General features: G+C 67.2%; 15 protein-coding genes. 4 read left to right on the forward strand and 11 right to left on the reverse strand.

What is annotated here, in order from left to right; translation table 11 throughout:
* Window positions 1–103: 103 nt before the first annotated feature.
* The gene (locus tag GFY24_RS00490) at window positions 104–937 is read left to right on the forward strand and encodes a hypothetical protein (protein WP_228565884.1); all 834 of its coding nucleotides are present in this window, start codon (window positions 104–106) and stop codon (window positions 935–937) included.
* Window positions 938–1,043: 106 nt separating this feature from the next.
* Entirely contained in the window at window positions 1,044–2,333 is a 1,290-nt protein-coding gene (locus tag GFY24_RS00495; protein WP_153802955.1) for an ammonium transporter, read from the forward strand.
* Between the two features lie 4 nt (window positions 2,334–2,337).
* On the opposite strand, the gene GFY24_RS00500 is transcribed toward GFY24_RS00495, so the two are convergent.
* The gene (locus tag GFY24_RS00500; protein ID WP_228565885.1) at window positions 2,338–3,645 is read right to left on the reverse strand and encodes a neutral zinc metallopeptidase; all 1,308 of its coding nucleotides are present in this window, start codon (window positions 3,643–3,645) and stop codon (window positions 2,338–2,340) included.
* Between the two features lie 77 nt (window positions 3,646–3,722).
* Between GFY24_RS00500 and GFY24_RS00505 the strand changes: the two genes are divergently transcribed.
* Together GFY24_RS00505 and GFY24_RS00510 are read left to right on the forward strand one after the other, a co-directional pair.
* A complete protein-coding gene (locus tag GFY24_RS00505) occupies window positions 3,723–5,315 on the forward strand; it encodes a DUF2207 family protein (protein ID WP_153802956.1) in 1,593 nt (530 codons plus the stop codon).
* 347 nt (window positions 5,316–5,662) lie between these two features.
* Window positions 5,663–6,937, forward strand: coding sequence for an ROK family protein (locus GFY24_RS00510; protein WP_153802957.1), 1,275 nt, complete (start codon window positions 5,663–5,665; stop codon window positions 6,935–6,937).
* A 143-nt stretch (window positions 6,938–7,080) separates the two neighbouring features.
* Here the strand turns inward: GFY24_RS00510 and GFY24_RS00515 are convergent, their stop codons facing one another.
* From GFY24_RS00515 to GFY24_RS00560, 10 genes are read right to left on the reverse strand one after another with little or no spacing between them, the layout of a single operon-like run.
* Window positions 7,081–8,214, reverse strand: coding sequence for an LLM class flavin-dependent oxidoreductase (locus GFY24_RS00515; RefSeq protein WP_153802958.1), 1,134 nt, complete (start codon window positions 8,212–8,214; stop codon window positions 7,081–7,083).
* Entirely contained in the window at window positions 8,211–9,014 is an 804-nt protein-coding gene (locus tag GFY24_RS00520) for a DUF1684 domain-containing protein (RefSeq protein ID WP_153802959.1), read from the reverse strand. Before GFY24_RS00520 ends, GFY24_RS00515 begins: the two co-directional genes overlap by 4 nt.
* Window positions 9,011–10,375: an NtaA/DmoA family FMN-dependent monooxygenase gene (locus GFY24_RS00525; RefSeq protein ID WP_153802960.1), complete on the reverse strand. Its 1,365-nt coding sequence runs from the start codon at window positions 10,373–10,375 to the stop codon at window positions 9,011–9,013. Before GFY24_RS00525 ends, GFY24_RS00520 begins: the two co-directional genes overlap by 4 nt.
* Before the next feature lie 8 nt (window positions 10,376–10,383).
* Window positions 10,384–11,478 carry an LLM class flavin-dependent oxidoreductase gene (locus tag GFY24_RS00530; RefSeq protein ID WP_153802961.1) on the reverse strand — a complete coding sequence of 365 codons (1,095 nt, stop codon included), beginning with the start codon at window positions 11,476–11,478 and terminating at the stop codon, window positions 10,384–10,386.
* Entirely contained in the window at window positions 11,478–13,100 is a 1,623-nt protein-coding gene (locus GFY24_RS00535; RefSeq protein ID WP_153802962.1) for an ABC transporter ATP-binding protein, read from the reverse strand. The genes GFY24_RS00530 and GFY24_RS00535 overlap by 1 nt, the downstream gene beginning before the upstream one ends.
* Entirely contained in the window at window positions 13,097–13,966 is an 870-nt protein-coding gene (locus GFY24_RS00540; protein ID WP_153802963.1) for an ABC transporter permease, read from the reverse strand. Before GFY24_RS00540 ends, GFY24_RS00535 begins: the two co-directional genes overlap by 4 nt.
* A complete protein-coding gene (locus GFY24_RS00545) occupies window positions 13,959–14,918 on the reverse strand; it encodes an ABC transporter permease (RefSeq protein WP_153802964.1) in 960 nt (319 codons plus the stop codon). Before GFY24_RS00545 ends, GFY24_RS00540 begins: the two co-directional genes overlap by 8 nt.
* A 5-nt stretch (window positions 14,919–14,923) precedes the next feature.
* Window positions 14,924–16,534 carry an ABC transporter substrate-binding protein gene (locus GFY24_RS00550; RefSeq protein ID WP_309230255.1) on the reverse strand — a complete coding sequence of 537 codons (1,611 nt, stop codon included), beginning with the start codon at window positions 16,532–16,534 and terminating at the stop codon, window positions 14,924–14,926.
* Complete coding sequence (locus GFY24_RS00555; protein WP_309230256.1) at window positions 16,531–17,601, reverse strand: LLM class flavin-dependent oxidoreductase; 1,071 nt, start codon at window positions 17,599–17,601, stop codon at window positions 16,531–16,533. Before GFY24_RS00555 ends, GFY24_RS00550 begins: the two co-directional genes overlap by 4 nt.
* Before the next feature lie 4 nt (window positions 17,602–17,605).
* Window positions 17,606–18,559, reverse strand: coding sequence for a transporter substrate-binding domain-containing protein (locus tag GFY24_RS00560; protein ID WP_228565886.1), 954 nt, complete (start codon window positions 18,557–18,559; stop codon window positions 17,606–17,608).
* Window positions 18,560–18,590 lie beyond the last annotated feature (31 nt).

The raw sequence follows: 18,590 nt of genomic DNA on the forward strand, positions 1-18,590 counted from the left end.
GACATCGGCAACTTCGGTAGCCAAACCTTCATCAGGTTGGTGGCCCCGGCCGGTCCCTCATCCCGACCGGGGCACAACCAAATTTCTTTGGAGGAACGCCCAAGTGCCGTCGCACGACGACATCGCAGAAGCCTGGCTCTCCAGCACCGAGTTCGCCGGTGATCTCGCCGCGGTCGGATTGCTCAGTCGAGCCATCAGCCCACAGAACTACGACATCAAGCGTGATTCGCTACCGGTGTCTGCCGCCGCCGATCCGGCGACCGCGGGCGCCATTCTGGAGCTGCTGCAGCGCGGTCAGGTGCCGACGCTGGCGGCCATTCAGACCCTCATCGTGCAGAACGATATGCGCGCCGAGGCCGAGCGCATCGAACGTCTGGGCCGCCGCGCCCAGCGCAGTGTCGACGATTTCGGCCGGGTGCTGGCCAAGCTCACCGACGAGTACTGGATCGCGCACGGCACCGGGCCGACGCGCCGGGACATTCTGCTGTCGGAGCCGATCGTGGAGTTGATCCGGGATCGGGTGGGCGATATCGCGCCGACCGCGGTCAAGCATCTGTGGCTGATCGAGCGGGCGCAGCGCGCGGGCTGGATCGCCTATAACGCGACACCCCGATCCCTTTGCGCCGGAAGGCGTTTCCATGCCGCGCGGTTCGGTAATCGGGTGTCACTGCGCCCGGTGACCGCGATCGGCACGCTGGTGGCGGCGTATCTGCGCGATCAGGTGACCGAGCAGGGGCGTCCGCCGCGCTGGTCGGTGCTGGCGTATGAGCTGCGTGATGATCGCGGTCGCCGCGTGTTCAACGACACAGCGGATGCCCGCGTACAGCAGCAGTGGCTGACCACGGCCGAGTGGGTGACCTTGGAAGAGGATCTGCCCGTGCCCGGACCGCGTGGAATGCGCGCGCTGTCGCGTAAAGGTAAAGAGCGGCGCGGCTGAGACTGTTACGTACAGGTATCCAATTCCTCATTTTCGTAACAGCGCGGAAACGTGAGTTTTCGGTAACTTCCCTGCAACGCGATAACGCGCGGAAGGAGTTACCCCCATGAACATCGATCCGGCCGCTACGGCCTGGCTGCTCGCGGCCACGGCCATGGTGCTGCTCATGACGCCTGGCCTGGCGATTTTCTACGGCGGCATGGTGCGCTCCAGCGGTGTGCTGAACATGCTCATGATGAGTTTCATCTCGATTCCGCTGGTCACGGTGGCGTGGTTGGTGCTGGGATACAGTCTCGCGTTCGGTGATGACTCGGGTGGCGGACTCATCGGAAATCTCGGACATTTCGGACTTTCCGGAATTGATCCCACGACTGTGCACGCGGGCAGCGGAATTCCGGAACTGCTCTTCGTCACCTTCCAACTGACTTTCGCGATTCTGACCGTGGCACTGGTCAGCGGCGCGATCGCGGACCGCGCGAAATTCTCCGCGTGGATGATCTTCGTACCGGTGTGGGCGCTCATTGTGTACGCGCCCATCGCGCACTGGGTGTGGACGCCGAATGGCTGGCTGGCCTCCTTCGGCACCCTCGATTACGCGGGTGGTCTGGTTGTCGAGATCGCCTCGGGCGCTTCGGCTCTGGCCATGGCGATCGTGCTGGGACCGCGCGTCGGCTTCAAGCTCGATGCCATGCGCCCGCATAATCTGCCGTTCGTCCTGCTGGGCGCGGGTCTGCTGTGGTTCGGCTGGTTCGGGTTCAATGCCGGTTCGGCCTTGGCGGCCAATGGAACCGCCGCGGCGGTCTTCCTCAATACGCTGGTGGCAGGCTGTCTGGGCATGCTGGGCTGGCTGATCGTGGAGCAGGTGCGCGATGGACGCCCGACCACGTTCGGTGCGGCGTCGGGTGCGGTGGCCGGTCTGGTCGCCATCACCCCGTCCTGCGGTTCGGTGAACACCATGGGCGCGCTCATCGTGGGACTCGTTGCGGGCACGGTGTGTTCGTTCGCGGTGGGCTGGAAGTTCAAGGGCGGCTACGACGATTCGCTCGATGTGGTGGGCGTGCACTTCGTCGGTGGCATTGTGGGCACGCTGCTCATCGGTTTCCTGGCGAATCGGGCCATGACGGGTGCGAACGGTCCCGAGGGGCTGCTGTACGGCGGTGGGCTCGGGCAGCTGGGTAAGCAGCTGGTGGGCGTTATCGCGGTGGCGGCGTTCGCTTTCGGTGTGTCGTTCGCGCTGGGCAAGGTGATCGACAAGACCATCGGATTCCGGGTGAGCCGCGAGGAAGAGGTCTCCGGTATCGACTTCGCGCTGCATGCCGAGACCGCGTATGCCGAGGGCGTGCACGGGCACGGGCATCAGATCAAGCGGACCGGCGAAGGGCCCTTCGGGCACTGAGCTCTCAGTTCACCTTGCTGACGGCGGCGGCGAAGGTATTGCACTGGGCCGTACGGTTTCTGTCGTAACCCAGTTCGAACCAGCCGCCGCCGTTCTGCGAGGTGCCGTGGTCGCGCATATCGCCGGGGGCGTCGCCGCGGTGGTACATGTCGTTGCGGGCGACGCCGATCTGGGCGTTGGACAGTGAACCGCCGTTGTTCGAGGACGACAGGAACATGCCGTCGAAGCAGTTGGCCTGAAGTTCGGTGCGGCGGGACAGTTCCAGGCCGGTATCGCTGCGGGCGCCGGCATCGCGGCGCTGCTGATGCACCTTGCCGAGGATGCCTGATTCGGCTTGTACGTGATGCCCGTATTCGTGGGCGAACACCGACAGGTAGACCACCCAGTTGTTCTTGTAGATATCGGTTTGCAGCTGGCTGACCGGCATATAGATGGTCTTGTCGGCCGAGCAGTAGAAGGCGGCGAAATTGCTGCTGTTGCCGGTGCACAGGGTGGTGATACCGCTGGTGGTGGCCGAGACATTCAGTTTCGGCGGTTCGAACGGCAGTTTGATGTCGTCGAAGAGCGGTTTCCAGGCATCGGCGAGACAGCTTGCGGCCGTTTCGAAGAACTTGCGCGCCACCTCGACGTCGGTGCCCCACGGCGAGTAATTGCAGCGTTCCGGGATGAGGGTGAGGCTGTCGTCGGTGACCAGCGGATTGTCCGAGGTCTTGGCGACACCGGCGTTCTCGCTGCCTGGATCGTTGCTGTAGGTGGTCTGTACCTTGTCGCCGGATCCCAAGGCGCTCAAGCCGGTTCGGATGGCGGTGCGCAGGACGACGGTGGAGACCAGCAGGATGAGAATGACCACCAGGGTGCCCCAGCGGCGACGGCGCGGCGGGGCGGGGCGCTGCTGTGCGGGCATGCCAGGCTGGGTGTACGCGGCGGGCGGCGGCATGGGCGGGCGGTACGCCGGCTGCCGCGGCTGAGCGAAGGTGGGTGCCGCGCCATATCCCGGGGGCGGTGGAAACCCTTGCTGCTGTGGATAACCCGAGCGCTGTGGATAACCGGTGCGTGGTTGCAGTGGGAATCCGCCGGGCGGGGCCGCCGGGCCGGACGGTTGTACGGGATAGCCGCCGGGCCGGGAGGGATACCCACCGGGCGGCGGGGGCGGATAACCGCCGGGCTGCTGTGGACGGCCCGGATGACCGCCGGGCTGAGGCGGATTGCCTTGCGGCGGTTGCCCCGCCGGTTGTTGCCGACGACGAGGGTCCGGTTCCGGGGGCCAGGCACCCGGGGCATTCGGTCCGTAGCCGGACGGTGGGCGAGTCATACCCCCGCACCCCCTCGTTCTCACCGATATCCGACAGCCGCTGAGGAAGAATAGCAAGCTGGCTAGAGTGACCAACCATGCAGATTTTTCGGGGGGGCGTCCTCGTGGCGCTGCTGCTCGCGCTGGCGGGAGTAGTCGCCCCGGCCGCTCAGGCGCAGCAGCCCGATGGGGTGAGGATCACCGCTGATGTGGATCTCGGCGACGATGGTCTGCTGCGGGTGGTCGAAACCGTGGAAGTGCCGGAGGGTAGCGAGTTCCGGCAGGTGCTACCGCTGCGGGTGCAGGTCAGCGAGAGCATCCAGCGGACCTTCCAGGTCAGCGATATCCAGGCCACCGGTGATGGTGAGGCGACCGTCGCGGATGACCGGTTCACCATCGATGCCCGGTCCGGGCAGGTGACGTTCAAGTACACGGTGCACAATACGGTCGCCGATTCCGGTGGCGCGCAGACGTTCCGGTGGAGCGGGGTGCTCAATACCGATGTGGCGTCCATCAGTGTGACCATGACCAGCCCGGACTTCCGGATGGGTGTCACCAAGTGCACGATCGGCCCGCCCGGAAAGGCGGAGGACTGTGCGGATATTCGCGTCGAGCCCGATGGCGTGGCGCATTTGGAGAAGACCGATCTGCGCAAGGGCGACCTCATCGATGTGACCCTGCAGGTGCCGCCGGGCACTGTGAAGGCGAATGCCGATATCCAGGATGACGATGCGCCCGGCCCGTTCTCGCTGACCGGTCCGGTGCTGGCGGCGTTCGGGGTGCTGCTGGCCGCGCTCGCCGCGGCGGCCGGGTACGTGATCTGGGCGCGCCGGCGGCAGCCGACCGGTACGGCTGTGCTGGATCCGCTGGTGCGCCATGGCAATCGCGTGCAGTTCACCTCCCCTGACGGCATCCTGCCCGGTACGGCCGGATTGCTGGTCGACGGTTATGTGGATGCGCCCGATCTGGCGGCCACGGTGGTGGATCTGGCGGTGCGCAGCTATCTCTGGGTCGCGGTGGTCGGCGAATCCGATTGGCGGATAAGCCGAATGAATCCGATCGACGATCGGCTCACCGCGTCCGAGCGCGCGGTCTACGAGGCATTCCTGCCGGCGGGCACCGATGCGGTACTGCTGTCGGACCTGCGCGACAAGGTGAATGTGCGGGCGGTGCGCCGCACCCTCATCGACGAGGCGACCGCGCAGGGCAGTTTCATCGACCGGACTCGTAAGGGCTTCGAATTCTGGCTCGGCGCAACGCTTGTCGTGGCCGGTGCGATCACCACACTCGCGCTCGCATTGGGTCCCGGACACGCGCTGATCGGCGTGGCGCTGATCCTCGGCGGGGTGGCGGCGCTACTGCTCCCCCGCTATCTGCCCTCCCGCACGGCCCTGGGCCGCGAGCTGGCCGCCCGGGTGCAGGCCATGCTCCGCAGCCTGGATACCGTTGTCCCACAGCAGCTTCCCGCTCCGGACCAGGAGATGGTGTTCTCCCGCGCCCTCCCGTTCATGGTGGCCGGTCGCCGCACCGATCAATGGGTCCGTACCTTCCGCAACCTGGATCCGACCGATGACGGCGAGCCCGGCCTGTACTGGTTCGGCGGCTTCGAAGGCGACCAGGACCTCTACCGCTTCGCCGCCCACTTCCCGTACTTCATCACCGAACTGGAGAAGTTGTTCACCGATCACTGACCGCGCGGGTCGAGATCGGCAGGGTGAGGTGGCACTCATTTCTCGAGATATGGGAGAACGGATTCCGTTCGGTTCGGGCGGGATGTTAGCTTTGTATACATGTCTGCCGATCACACTCATGTCGCACGGGTCACTTATGTGACCGTGGCGCTGGGTGTGCGGCTGCCTCGCCAGCGGGAACTGTGTTGTCCCTGCCGTCCCGCAGCCGAGTTCTGACACCCCCGATTCGCCTCGAATCCAGCACGATTCGTCGCCCGGTCCGGGCCTCCTCGCTGCACCGCTGAAATCTCTTCGTGTAGGCATTCGTCCCCCTGTCACCGGGTCGGGACCGCAGCAAGGACTTCACAATGACCAGTCCCACCCTTGAAAAACGCACCCGTGGCGCGATTGCCACCGCTCGACTGGCCCCGGCCCGGCCCGCGGTGCCGCCGGAGCTGCGCATTACCGATAATCCCGCCGCGGCCGTGCTGCGGGCCGCCACCCGCGGCCCGATCTTTCGCGATATCGCAGCGCAGAGTACGGGTTTGAGCATTGCCACCGTGAATCGCCAAGTGTCGGCTCTACTTTCGGTGGGCCTGCTGCGTGAGCGTGCCGATTTGACCGCCTCCGGTGCGGTCGGCCGGCCGCGGGTGCCGTTCGAGGTGGATACCGATTCGTTCGTGACCCTCGGTGTGCATATCGGTTCCACGCTGACCCGGATCGTGGCCGCGGATCTGTCCGGCAAGATTCTGGGCGGGCTCGAAATCGCCACTCCCCAAACGGGTCAGGACGCGGCGCTGACCATAGTGGCGCGCAGCGCGAAGGCTTTCCTGGATCGGCTGCCGCGGCGGCGCCCACTGTGGACGGGTGTGGCGCTGGCGGGCCGGGTCGATCCGGCGGCCGGTGTGGTGGATCATCCGCGACTGGGCTGGCAGGCCGCGCCGGTGGCGGCGGTGTTCAGCAGTGTGCTGGATCTGCCGGTTTCGGTCTCCGCGCATGTGGAGGCGATGGCGGCCTCGGAGCTGCTGTTGGCGGGCCGGGAGCCGGGTGAGGGTCCGCGACCGGGTTCGAGTCTGTACATCTACGCGCGTGAAACCGCCGGTATCGCAGTGACTTTGCACGATCGGGTGCATACGCCGACCAATGGTCCGGGTTCCATCGCGCACCTGCCGACCGGCTCGGATGCCGATTGCACCTGCGGTCGGCGGGGTTGCTTGGAGGCCACCATCGGTGAGCGTTTCTTTCTGGAGCGCGCGGTGCGCCGCGGTGTGCTGCCCAAGCCGGAGGCGCAGCGTCGTCCGGTGATCACCGATCTGTACCGGGCCGCCGACGCGGGCTCGGAGGCGGCGCGCGAGGCCCTGTTGGAGCGGGCCGAGATCCTCGGGCACACAGCGGCTCTGGTGCGGGATATGTTCAATCCGGATCGGGTGGTACTGGGCGGTCAGGCTTTCACCGGGTATCGGCCCGGAATGGAGCGGGTGGCAAAGGCTTTCGCGGAGGCCAGCACGCTCCCCGCCGCGGATCTGCGGATCAGCCGGTTCGGCGGCCGGGTGCAAGAGTTCGCCGCGGCGGTGACCTCGCTCAGTGTGTTCTACGCCGATCCGGTCTCGGCCATGCGGCGCGCCACCCGCACCGCGCGCTAGGTTTGCAGCGGCGAACCGGGCCCGGACGGTCCACGGTCCGGGCCCGGTTCTATTGCCGCATCCGCGAATTGGCCCATCCGCGCGGATGCGGTATCCCGCCGCTCGCTCGCGGAGTCCCCTTCCCCTCACGAGCGGCGGAGCTTTCAGGCCGCGCGAATGTGGCTCAGGCCCCATTCGCGAGCGAGCAGACGGTGCGAGTTCAACCGGTCGGCGTGATCGTGGGTGACGCTGGTGATGACGAGTTCGTCTGCCCCGGTGAGCTGTTGGAGCGAACGCAGCCGCTGGGCCACCGCGCCCGGCGAGCCCACGAACTGTGTACTGACCCGATCCTCGACCAGGCGGCGCTGCTGATCCGAGAGCGGCGGCGCGGTATCCGGGTCGAGGTATTCGGCCGCGCCCGCACCGCTGCGAATGCTGTAGACCCAGTGCCCGTAGCTGGAGGCCAGGTGGCGGGCGGTCGCATCATCTTCTGCCACAACCACATCCGCCGATACCACCAGGTAGGGGCGCGGGAACCGCTCGGAGGGGCGGAAGGCGTCGCGGTACGCCTGCACCGTCTCCACAATGGTGCCCGGGGAGACGTGATAGTTCGCGGCGAACGGGAGTCCCGATTCGCCTGCCAGCTGGGCGCTTTCGCCGCCGCTGCTGCCGAACAACCACAGTTGCACGTCGGCGCCTTCGCCGGGCAGGGCACGCAGGTGTACGCCGTCACTGCCGGTGTAGGTGCCCTCCAGTAGATCGCGAATCTGCCGGACCTGTTCGGCATAGGGCAGCGGTTGCGCGCCCGGCAGGTACAGCGCCTCCAAACTCGCTGCGAGACGGGAGGTATCGAGCAGTTGCCCCGGATTGAACGGTGGCGGCAGCACCACGCCGTCCCGGACTTGGACCGGACGATCCTGGCTGGGCACCGGCGGCACCCCGGCGGAACGCAGCTGTGCGCCACGATGACCGGAACGGCCCAGGCCCAAGTCGAGGCGGCCCGGGTGCAGGGCATCCACCGTGCCGAATGCCTCCACCACCGAGGCCGAGGTGTGATGCCCCAATTGCACTGCCGCCGTGCCGATCCGAATCGATTCCGTGGCAGCGGCGAGCAGGCCGATCAGCGTGGTCGGTGCGGCGCTGGCGACGTTGACGAAATGGTGTTCGGCGATCCAGAAGCGCCGGTAGCCCCAGCGTTCGACCTGCCGTGCCAGGTCAACGGTATTGCGCAGCGCCTGCCGGGCGTCGGAGCCCGCGCTGATCGGGGACAGGTCCAGTACCGAGAGTGGGATGGTCATGCCCGCTGCCCCCTTCGCGGATCCTGCTCACCCGCCGTGATTTCCACGGTGAGCCGGTTCTCCGCCGGGGCGACCGGGCAGGTGGCGTAATCGGTGAAGGCACAGGGCAGATTGGCCGTGCGATTGAAATCTATGAGCACCGTGCCGTCGGCCGCCGGCTCGGGCAGGTCCAGGCGGCGCGCGCCACCGTAGGTGGTTACCCCGCTGGTGCCGTCGGTGAAGAGCAGGTGCGGGCCGGAGGTCTGATTGCCGAACACCACCAGGCGGCGTTCGAGACCGTCGAGCTCGAAAGCCACTGTGCCGGTGGCGACATGGTGATGCTCCAGGCCCGGCACGACGGCCCCCGTGGTGACCACGCGCGCCACCTCGAAGGGGGTGAATCGGCCGGTGACCGTCCAGCGCGGGTCCGGTGCGAAGGCGGGTATCGCGGTGAAGGCGGCCAGGCCCGGTGCGGCCGGATCGTGCACCCGCAGCGCGAATTGCCCACTGCGGCGGATGACTTCGATGAGGCGGTCGCCGGTGCGCACCTCGAGACCGGGCGCGCCCTCGGCGGGCGTCAGGGCGGTGGTACCGGAGAGCGCCTTCCCGTCAAAGGTCAGCGCGCCGGATTCGACTGTCACGTAGACGTTTTCGGTGTCCGCATGCCAGTGGCCGGGCAGCCCCTCGACGGTCTCATCGGTCTTGCCGAGCCAGTGCAGTCCGGTCAGGCTGAGCCAGCCCAGGGGCTGCCGCGCCCAGGCATCGCGCTCGGAACGCCAAGTGGCCCACTGCTGTTCGAATTCGGTGACGGTGGCGGTCATGACGCGCGTACTCCTTCGGTGTGGTGCTGTGGATGGCGCAGACCGAGGTGGTCGCGCAGGGTGGGGCCGGTGTACTCGGTGCGGAAACTGCCGAGCTCCTGGAGTTCCGGGATCACCTTGTCGACGAATTCGTCGAGGCCGGTGGGGGTGAGGTGCGGGACCAGGACGAAGCCGTCGGCGGCATCGCTCTGTACGTAGTGGTCGATGGCGACCGCCACTTCGCGGGGCGTGCCGACGAACTGCTGGCGCGCGGTGGTCTCGATAATCAGTTCACGAATGCTGAGGTGCTCGGCTTCGGCCTTGGCGCGCCACGCGTTCGCCACCGCCAGTGGATCCTTGGCATGCCGGACCCGTCCGCGGGTGATGTCGGCATTGTCGACCGGATCGATATCCGGCAGTGGACCGTCGGGGTCGTAGGCGGAGAGGTCGCTGCCCCACACCTGTTCCAGGAATGCGATGGCGGTCGCTCCGCTCACCTGCTGCAGGCGGATGCGGCGGGCGTTCTCGGCGGCCTCCGCCGGGGTGTCGCCGAGTACGAAGCCGGCGGCGGGCAGGATCTTCAGATCGTCGCGGGCGCGGCCGTACTTGGCCAGGCGATCCTTCACATCGGTGTAGAAGCGCTGCCCGTCCTCGAGTTCACCGTGCGCGCTGAAGATGACATCGGCTTTGGCGGCGGCGAATTCGCGGCCGTCATCGGAGTCACCGGCCTGGATTTGCACGGGATAGCCCTGCGGACTGCGCGGCAGGACATATTCGCCGTCGATCTCGAATTGCTCACTGCTGAAACGCACCCTGGGTGCGGGCGCGGCGAAGATGCCGCGCTCACGATCCACCACGAGGGCATCGGCGGACCAGCTGTCCCACAGCGCGCGGGTGGCCTCGACCACCTCATTGGCGCGGGTGTACCGCTTGGCGTGCTCCAGATAGCCGCCGCGCCGGAAGTTCTCGCCGGTGAAGGCATCGGAGGAGGTGACCGCGTTCCAGGCCGCGCGCCCACCGGACAGATGATCCAGGGACGCGAATTGCCGTGCCAGGTCGAAGGGTTCGTTATAAGTGGTGTTGATGGTGCCCGCGAGCCCGAGCCGCGTGGTGACGGCGGCGAGAGCGTTCAGCACCGTGAAGGTGTCCGGGCGCCCCACCACATCCAGATCGTGGATGCGTCCGCGATGTTCGCGCAGTCGCAGGCCCTCGGCGAGGAAGAAGAAGTCGAAGAGTCCGCGTTCGGCGGTGCGGGCCAGGTGTACGAAGGAGTCGAAGTCGATCTGACTGCCCGAGCCCGGGTCGTTCCACACCGTGTGGTGATTGACGCCCGGGAAGTGGGCGGCGAGGTGAATCTGCTTGCGTAGGCGATGTTCCGGCATGGCTCTCCTCAGGCGTGGGCGTAGCGGTTGACGGGGCGCGGGAGGCCGAGGCGCTCACGCAGGGTGCGCGCGGTGGAGATGTCCACCGCTGCGCCCAGATATGTGAGAGCGGCGGCGAGTGCCAGTGGCCGGAGCACCACTCCGTCTGCGTGGCAGTCGGTTTCGATCCGGGCCAGCAGTTCTTTCAGCTCGGCGGCCGTACCGATGTGGAAGACCGTGCCGGGTGCGGCGGTTGGGGCCCAATCCTCCAACCGGGAGACCTCATGCGCGGCCTCGTCGGCGGTGGCAGCGAGGTGGATATCGATATCCAGCAGTACCCGAACTTGATTCGGATCGCGTCCGGCGGCGGCGACGGCCGCGCGGAGTTCGGTGCGCAAGGCGGCGGCCGCGTCCAGATCGGGGGCGGTGATGCGAATGAGGTCGGCGCGGTGCACCGCTACCCGGGTGCTGTGCGTATCGGCGGCGCGCACGGCGACCAAGGGTTGTCCCTGCGGTGGGCGCGGGGTGATGGAGGGGCCCTTCACCGAGAAGTTGTCGCCCACGAAGTCGATGTAGTGCAGGCGATCGCGGTCGATGAAGCGGCCGGTGGCGGTGTCCCGGACCTCGGCGTCGTCCTCCCACGAATCCCACAGGCGGGCAATGACTTCCACGGCCTCGTCGGCTTCGAACCAGCGGGAATGGGCGTCCTGTTCGGGCTTGCGGCCGAAGAGTTTCGCCGCGCCGTCGGCGGAGACGGTGGTCTCCCAGCCCGCGCGGCCATGGCTGGCGAAGTCCAGGCTCGCAATGGCTTTGGAGAGGTGGAAGGGCTCGGTGTGGGTGACGGGGGCCTGCGGGATCAAGCCGATTCGGTGGGTGACGGCGGCGGCGCGGGCGGCAATGGCGATCGCGTCGAGGCGGCCCACCGCACCGGCGGATTGCAACGCGAACGAATCCGGCAGGAAGGCGAGATCGATCCCCGCGTCCTCGGCAGCGCGCAGCGCGTCGGCCCAGTACGCGCCGGTGAACAATTCCTCGGCGCGCGAGTCCGGGCGACGCCAGGAGGCGGGGTGCGTGCCGGTGCCGGAGAGTTCCAGGCCCAGCAGCAGTGGTGCGGGGTGCGGCATCACGCGGTCCTTTCGAGAGGGAGGAGGGTTTCGGCCGAACCACCGGGTACGGCCGCGAGCAATTCGCGGGTGTACTCGTGTGCCGGTGAGGCGAAAAGATCTGCGGTATCGGCGGTTTCGACAATCCGCCCGTACCGCATGACGGCGACCCGGTCGGCGAGGCGGCGAACTACGGCCAGGTCGTGGGAGATGAACAGGTAGGCGAGGCCGAGTTCGGTCTGCAACTGTTCGAGCAGGTCGAGGATCTGCGCCTGCACCGAGACATCCAGGGCCGAGACCGGTTCGTCCAGCACCAGCAGCTCCGGGCGCAGGGCCAAGGCACGGGCAATGGCCACCCGTTGACGCTGACCGCCGGAGAGTTCGGCGGGGCGGCGATCGAGGTAGGACGCGGGCAGCGCGACCTGATCGAGGAGTTCGGCAACCGCGTCACGACGCGCCTTGCGATCACCGATTCCGAACGCCTGCAACGGTTCCGAGACGATCCTGGCAATGGTGAGCTTCGGGTTCAGGGAGATGTACGGGTTCTGATACACCACCTGGATCCGGCGGCGGAATGCCCGCAGTTTCGCACCGCGCAGCCCGCCGATGTCCTGGCCGTCGAAGGTGACCGAACCCGTGTCGGGCTGTTCCAGTCGGGCGATGATGCGCGCGGTGGTGGACTTCCCGGAGCCGGATTCGCCTACCACCGCGAGGGTTTCGCCGCGCCCGACCGCGAGCGAGACATCATCCACAGCCTTGAGTTCGGTGCCGTGTGCGATGTGGAAAACCTTGCGCAGCCCGGTGGCGACGAGCAGCGGTGCGCGGTCGCCGAGTTCGCGGCGCGGTGGCAGTTCGGTGTGCAGGCTCGGGGCGGCGGCGATGAGCCGTCGCGTGTATTCATGCTGTGGGTCACGGAGAACCTGTGTGGCCGAACCTGTTTCGACCACCACGCCCTGCCGCATCACCACCAGCCGGTCGGCGCGTTCGGCGGCGACGGCCAGATCATGGGTGATGAGCAGGACGGCGGTGCCCGAATCGTTGGTGCGACCGGCGAGATGGTCGAGAATCCGGCGTTGCACGGTGACATCGAGGGCGCTGGTCGGTTCATCGGCGATGATCAGCTCCGGTCCGCAGGCCAGGGCGATCCCGATGAGCACGCGCTGACGCTGTCCACCGGAGAGGTCCTGTGGATACTGTCCTGCCCGTACCTCGGGCCGGTCCAGTCCGGCCTCCGTGAGGATCCGGAGCGCCTCCAGTCGCGCGGTCCGGCGATCGGCGCGGCCGTGAATGCGCAGCACTTCCGCCACCTGATCACCGATGCGCAGCACCGGATTCAGCGCGGTGCCGGGATCCTGCGGTACCAGTCCGATGCGCGCCCCGCGAATCGCTTGCAGGGCAAGCTCATTCGCCTGATCGAGGCGCTGTCCAGCGAAGGTGATCGCACCCCCGGTGCGTACACCGCCGTTCAGCAGTCCGATCACCGCGTGCGCGAGAGTGGACTTCCCCGAACCGGATTCACCGACCAGCGCCACCGTCTCGCCGCGCGCGACCTCCAGCGACACCCCGTCGACCGCCGTGGTCGTGCCGGTACTCCCCCGGTACTCCACCCGGAGGTCGTCGATGCTCAATAGTGGTTCGCTCATCGGGCACTGTCCTTGTGCAGGGCGCGGGCCAGGCGCTGGGTGGCGAGCACCAGGGCGATGATCACCAGGCCGGGCAGGGTGGTCAGCCACCAGGCGGTGGCCAGGAAGTTCCGGCCCTCGGAGATCAGCGAGCCCCACTCCGGGGTGGGTGGCACGGCGCCGTAACCGAGGAAGCTGAGCGAGGCCACGAACAGCACGGCCATACCGAAGTCGATGACCGCGAGCGCGGCGACCGGTCCGTACGCATTGCGCAGGACGTGCCGGAACAGGACGGTGTGCCGCCGCACCCCGGAGGCGAAGGCGGCCTCGACATAGGGGGCGCGGCGTACTCGCAGCACCTCACCGCGCATGACGCGGGCGAAGCGGGCGATGAGCGAAACACCCACGGCGATGGCGACATTGCGGGTGCCCATGCCCAGCACCGTGATCAGGGTCAGCGAGAGCAGCAGATCCGGAATCGAGAGCAGGATGTCGGCGACTCGCATGATCGCGCCGTCGATCCAACCGCCCGCCGCACCCGCGACCAGGCCGATCAGTGACCCGATCAGCAATCCGAGCAGGACGGCGAAGACGGTGGCGCTGATCGAGAGGGCCGCGCCGTGCACCATGCGGGTGTACAGGTCGCGGCCGAGATTATCGGTGCCGAACCAGTGTTGTGCGCCGGGTGCGCGCAGCTTCTGCGCGGGTATGCCGCGCAGTGGATCCCCGCTCGCGAAGAGCGCGGGGAATACGGCCCAGCCGAACACCAGCAGCAGTACCGCTCCGGCGAGCAGCAGACCGGTATTGCCACGCGCCCAGGTCCACACCTTCCGCACGGGAAGACTTGGCAGCGTGCGGGTTTCGGGCAGCACGAGGGCATCAGACATGGGTGGCCTCCTTCCGCGAACCGCGCTGCGCCACTCGGGGATCGAGTAGCGGGTAGGCGAGATCGATGAGCAGGTTGACCGTCACGAAGACCAGGGAGGCGAAGACGACAATCCCTTGCACCACCGGAATGTCCTGGTGCATAACCGATTCCTGGGTCAGGCGGCCGATACCGGGGCGGGAGAAGACGGTTTCGGTGATCACCGAGCCCGCCAGCACCGTGCCGACCCACAGTCCGGCCACGGTCAGTGCGGGCGCGGTCGCGGGGCGCAGGACATGCCGTAGCTGCACCCACCAGCGCGATGCGCCCTTGGCGAAGGCAACCTCTACGAAGGGCTGCCGCCAGGTGGCGATCAAGCTGGAGTACAGCACCTGGGCGATGACCGCGCCGACCGGGAGGGCCAGGGTGATCGAGGGCAGGATGGTCGCGCCGAATCCGGTGCCGCCGAACGCGGGCACCAGCTTCAGCCGGAATGAAAACAGTTGCAGTAGCAGTAGTCCCACCCAAAACTGCGGCATGGACGCACCGATCGGCGGCAGCGCGGTGAGGAGATTGCGCAGCCACGGCCGCTCGGTATACGCCGCCGCCACGGCCAGCGCGGTACCGCCCAGCACCGCGAAGGTGAGAGCCACGGCGGCCAGCGCCAAGGTGTAGGGCAGGGCGTCGGCGAGTGCGCCGGTGACCGTCTGGCCGGTACCGATGGAGTGCCCCAGATCCCCGCGCACCGCATGCGAGAGCGCCTGCCAATACTGCACCCGAATCGGTTGATCCAGGCCGTATCTGGCGCGCATCTCGGCAATGGCGGCGGCGTCGACGGGCAGGCCCTCGGCGGCGTTCGCAGCCATTGCCACCGGATCGGACGGCAGCAGGAACAGCACTACGAAGGACAGTGTGAAGGCCGCCCACAGCACCAGTGCGGCCTGCGCTATTCGTCCGATCACGTACCGGCGCATGGCGATTACCTCCGCACCCAGGTGTCGTGGAATTGCAGGCGGGCCGAGGCGTCGAAGGTGATATCGGCGACGGGACCGGCGACGCCGATGGCCTGTGACAGTTCGATGGTGGGAATCCACAGCCCGTCGTCCAGTACCGCGTTCTGTGCCTCGCCCAGGATGCGGGTGCGCGCCGCGGTATCGGTGGCCTCGAGCTGCTGGGTAAGCAGGGTGTCGAGCTTGTCGGTTTCGCTGCGGGCGTTGAGGTTTCGCCCGTTCACCGCGAATTGGCGCAGGATGTCGCCGTCGGCGCGGCTGACGTTGTAGTAGACGACGTCATAGTCCTTGTTGTTCTGCCGGGTGGTGTTCTCCGCCACCGAGGTCGGCTCCAGCCGCAGGTCGATGCCGACGGTGCGCACCTGCTGCTGGGTCAACTCCAGAATCGCCTGATTACCGGCGAAGGCGGCGGCGAACAGCACGCCGAAGGAGAGCCGCTGACCGTCTTTGACGCGAATGCCGTCCGCACCGGGCACCCAGCCGGCGGCATCGAGGACCTGCCTGGCCGCCGCCTGATCGAACTTCACCCGGGCGGACAGGTCCAGGTAACCGGGGGTGGCCGAGGCCAATACGCTGGTGGCCGACTTGAACTGCGGGCCGAGCACGGTGTCGACCAGTTCCTTGCGATTGATGGCGGTCAGCAGCGCCGCGCGCACCGCCGGATCGCGCAGCGGTCCGCGAGTCAGGTTGGGCTGCAAGCCGAATGGGACGCCCGGATTGGAGGTGAACTGGACCTTGCCGCCCGCGCCCTCGATCTGTGCGGCATCCTGCGGCAGGGCGTCACTGATGGCGTCCAACTGCCCCGACGACAGGCTGCCGGTGCGCACCCCCGATTCGGGGACGACGGTGAAGACGATCTTGTCCAGATACGCGTCACCCTTGTTGGCGAAAAGCGCTGAGCCCCACCGGTATCCGGTCCGCTTGGCGAGCGTGGCGGAGGCGTTCTGCTTCCACTCGGCATAGGTGAACGGCCCGCTGCCGATATTGCCGCCGAGGCAGCGATCATCGACGGACTTGGCCAACGTGGTATCGCCCTGGATGCCGAGCTGCGTGGTCGAGGAAGCCTGTAGAAACTGCGCGTTCGGCGCGTTGAAATCGACCCGCACGGTCCGTGGGTCCAGCACCGTACTGCCGGTGTATCCGGCCAGGAAGCTCGCGGCCTGCGGGGCCTTCACCGCGCCCAGCGTGAGGATCGAATCGAAGTTCTTGCGTACCGAATCCGCGGTGAGCGGGCTGCCGTCGCTGAAGGTGATGCCCTCCTTCAGATGGAAGGTGAACGATTTCGCATCGGCGGATACGAACCAGCTCTCCGCCAGCCACGGGCGGATCTGCCCGGTGGCCGGGTCCTGATCGGTGAGCGAATCCACCACCTGACGGGTCACGTAGAGCGTCTGATTGTTTTGCGACTGTGCGGGATCCGAGCAGGTCGGGGCCAGCGAGAGGCCGTAGCGCAGGGTGCCGCCCGGTTGTGGCGGACCGGCCGCCGCGCCCGCGGTGTCACCGCTACCGCACGCGGCCAGGGTCAGGGTGGCGGCGAGCGCGCCGACCAGCGCGACGGGGCGGTGCAGGGGACGTTTCACTGTGGATCTCCGGAGGGGTAGCGATCGGCGCCGAGCGGACGGCTCGGAATGTGGTGGCGCAGTTGCGGTGCCACCTCCGCCTGGAACAGTTCGAGGCATTCGCGGTGCTGTTTGTCGGTGCGGCCGTCGGCATCGGCGCTCAGATGCAGCACCTCGTGACCGAGCTGCTCGTGGTAGCGGTGCAGTTTGTCCAGCACCTGCGCGGGTGAGCCGATGAGGGCGGAGGAGCGTTCCACGAAGTCCTCGACGGTGTCGAAGACGATGGGCACGTTGAACTTTCGAGCCGCGGCGGTGCGCGCGTCGAAGAGGGGGCGGTACAGCTCGACCGCCTCCTGCGAATCGTGGGTGACCAGAAAGCCCGCGGTACCCGCGCCCACCAGGGCCTGCGCCGGGTCGTGACCGTAGGCCACCCAGCGCTCGCGGTAATGCCGCACCAGCTCGGCATACGGTTCGACCGGATAGGTGACATTCGCCGAGAACAACGGATCACCGTGCAGCGCGGCGTAATCCGCGGATTCCCGGCTGGTGGCGCTGCCGTGCCAGATGCGCAGGCGCGATTGCAGCGGGCGGGGCAGCGCTTTCGCCGCGGTCAGGGACGGGCGAAATTTGCCGCTCCAGGTGACGCTGTCACTGGCCCAGAGTTCCCGGAACAGTTCGTAGCCTTCCCGATTGCGCTCCCACTGATCCTCGGTGGTGACATGGAACAGCTGCGCCTGGGCCGCGCCATTGCCCTTGCCGATAATCAATTCGAGGCGACCGCCGGAGAGATTGTCGAGGGTGGAGTAGTCCTCGAAAGCGCGCACCGGATCCAGCAGGCTCAGTGTGGTGACGCCGGTGAACAGCGCCAAACGTGAAGTGACAGCGGCGATATGGCTGAGCACCACCGGTGGCGCGGCGGAGATGAACGGGTCCTCGTGCCGCTCCCCCACCGCGAAGCCGTCATAGCCGAGCTCCTCGGCCAGCCGAGCGCTGTCGACCACCCGGCGCAGCCGCTGCCGGGGCGTCTCGGTGACACCGGTGACCGGATCGGGGGTATGCGTAATCAGGGTCAGCAGTAGAAATTTCACGGGCTCAGCCCTTCTTCTTCGGCAGGCCGGGCGGGTTGATCCGGGACTGCGGGACCGCCTCGGCGCTCAGACCCCAGCGGTCGATGACCTTGCGGTAACTGCCGTTGTCGATGGCGTACTGGATGGCCTGGTGCACCGCACCGATCAGGCCGTTGTCCTTCTTGACGAGCACGCCGATCTCGGCCTGCAGAGCATCACCCGCACCGGAGAGAGTGCCGATAACCTTGGTCTGACCGGCGGTCGCGGCGTGATACCGCGCCGCCGGGTTGGGGCCCAGGAACCCGTCCAGGCGGCCCGAGGAGAGCCCCAGGTAATAGTCGGTGACCTGCTGGAAGTAGGCGATATCGATCTTCGGCAGGCCCTCGGCGATATTCGCCTCGTTCCACTGCACCAGGATCTGTTCCTGATTGGTGCCCGAGCCGACACCGATGCGCTTGCCCGCCAGTGACTTCCGATCGGCGAAGGACCAGGTGGCATCCTTGGGCACCTCGAGGGCGAGATTGTCCAGCCGGTAGGTGGCGAAGTCGAACTTCTCCTTGCGATCCTCGGTGACGGTCACATTGGAGATGAAGGCGTCCACCTCACCGGAGTCGACCTTCACCGAATTCTGCGCCCAGTCGGCGGAGCGCAGATCCACCTTCAGACCGAGAATGTCGGCGAACAGCATCGCGAAATCCACCTCGGAGCCGATCAGCGTGCGATCGTCGTTGGCCTGGAAGCGCAGCGGTGGCGCGGACTGCGCGGAACCGGTCACGATCAGCGTCCCGCGATCGCGAATCGCCTTGGGCACTTGCGCGGCAATGGATTCCACCTTGTCGGCGTGAATACGGCCGGACTGCTGCGGGGTGAGGTCGTAGACGGTGCCGTTGGCGGTCTGCACGCTGTTCGCGCCGCCGTCACCATTACCGCAGGCGCCGACGAACAATCCCAGCACCGCCACCGCGAGGGCGGTACTCATCCGTCTGTGACGGCTCGACAAAGACATTCGA

The sequence above is a fragment of the Nocardia sp. SYP-A9097 genome (assembly GCF_009649815.1).
In the GTDB taxonomy this organism is placed as follows: Bacteria; Actinomycetota; Actinomycetes; order Mycobacteriales; family Mycobacteriaceae; genus Nocardia.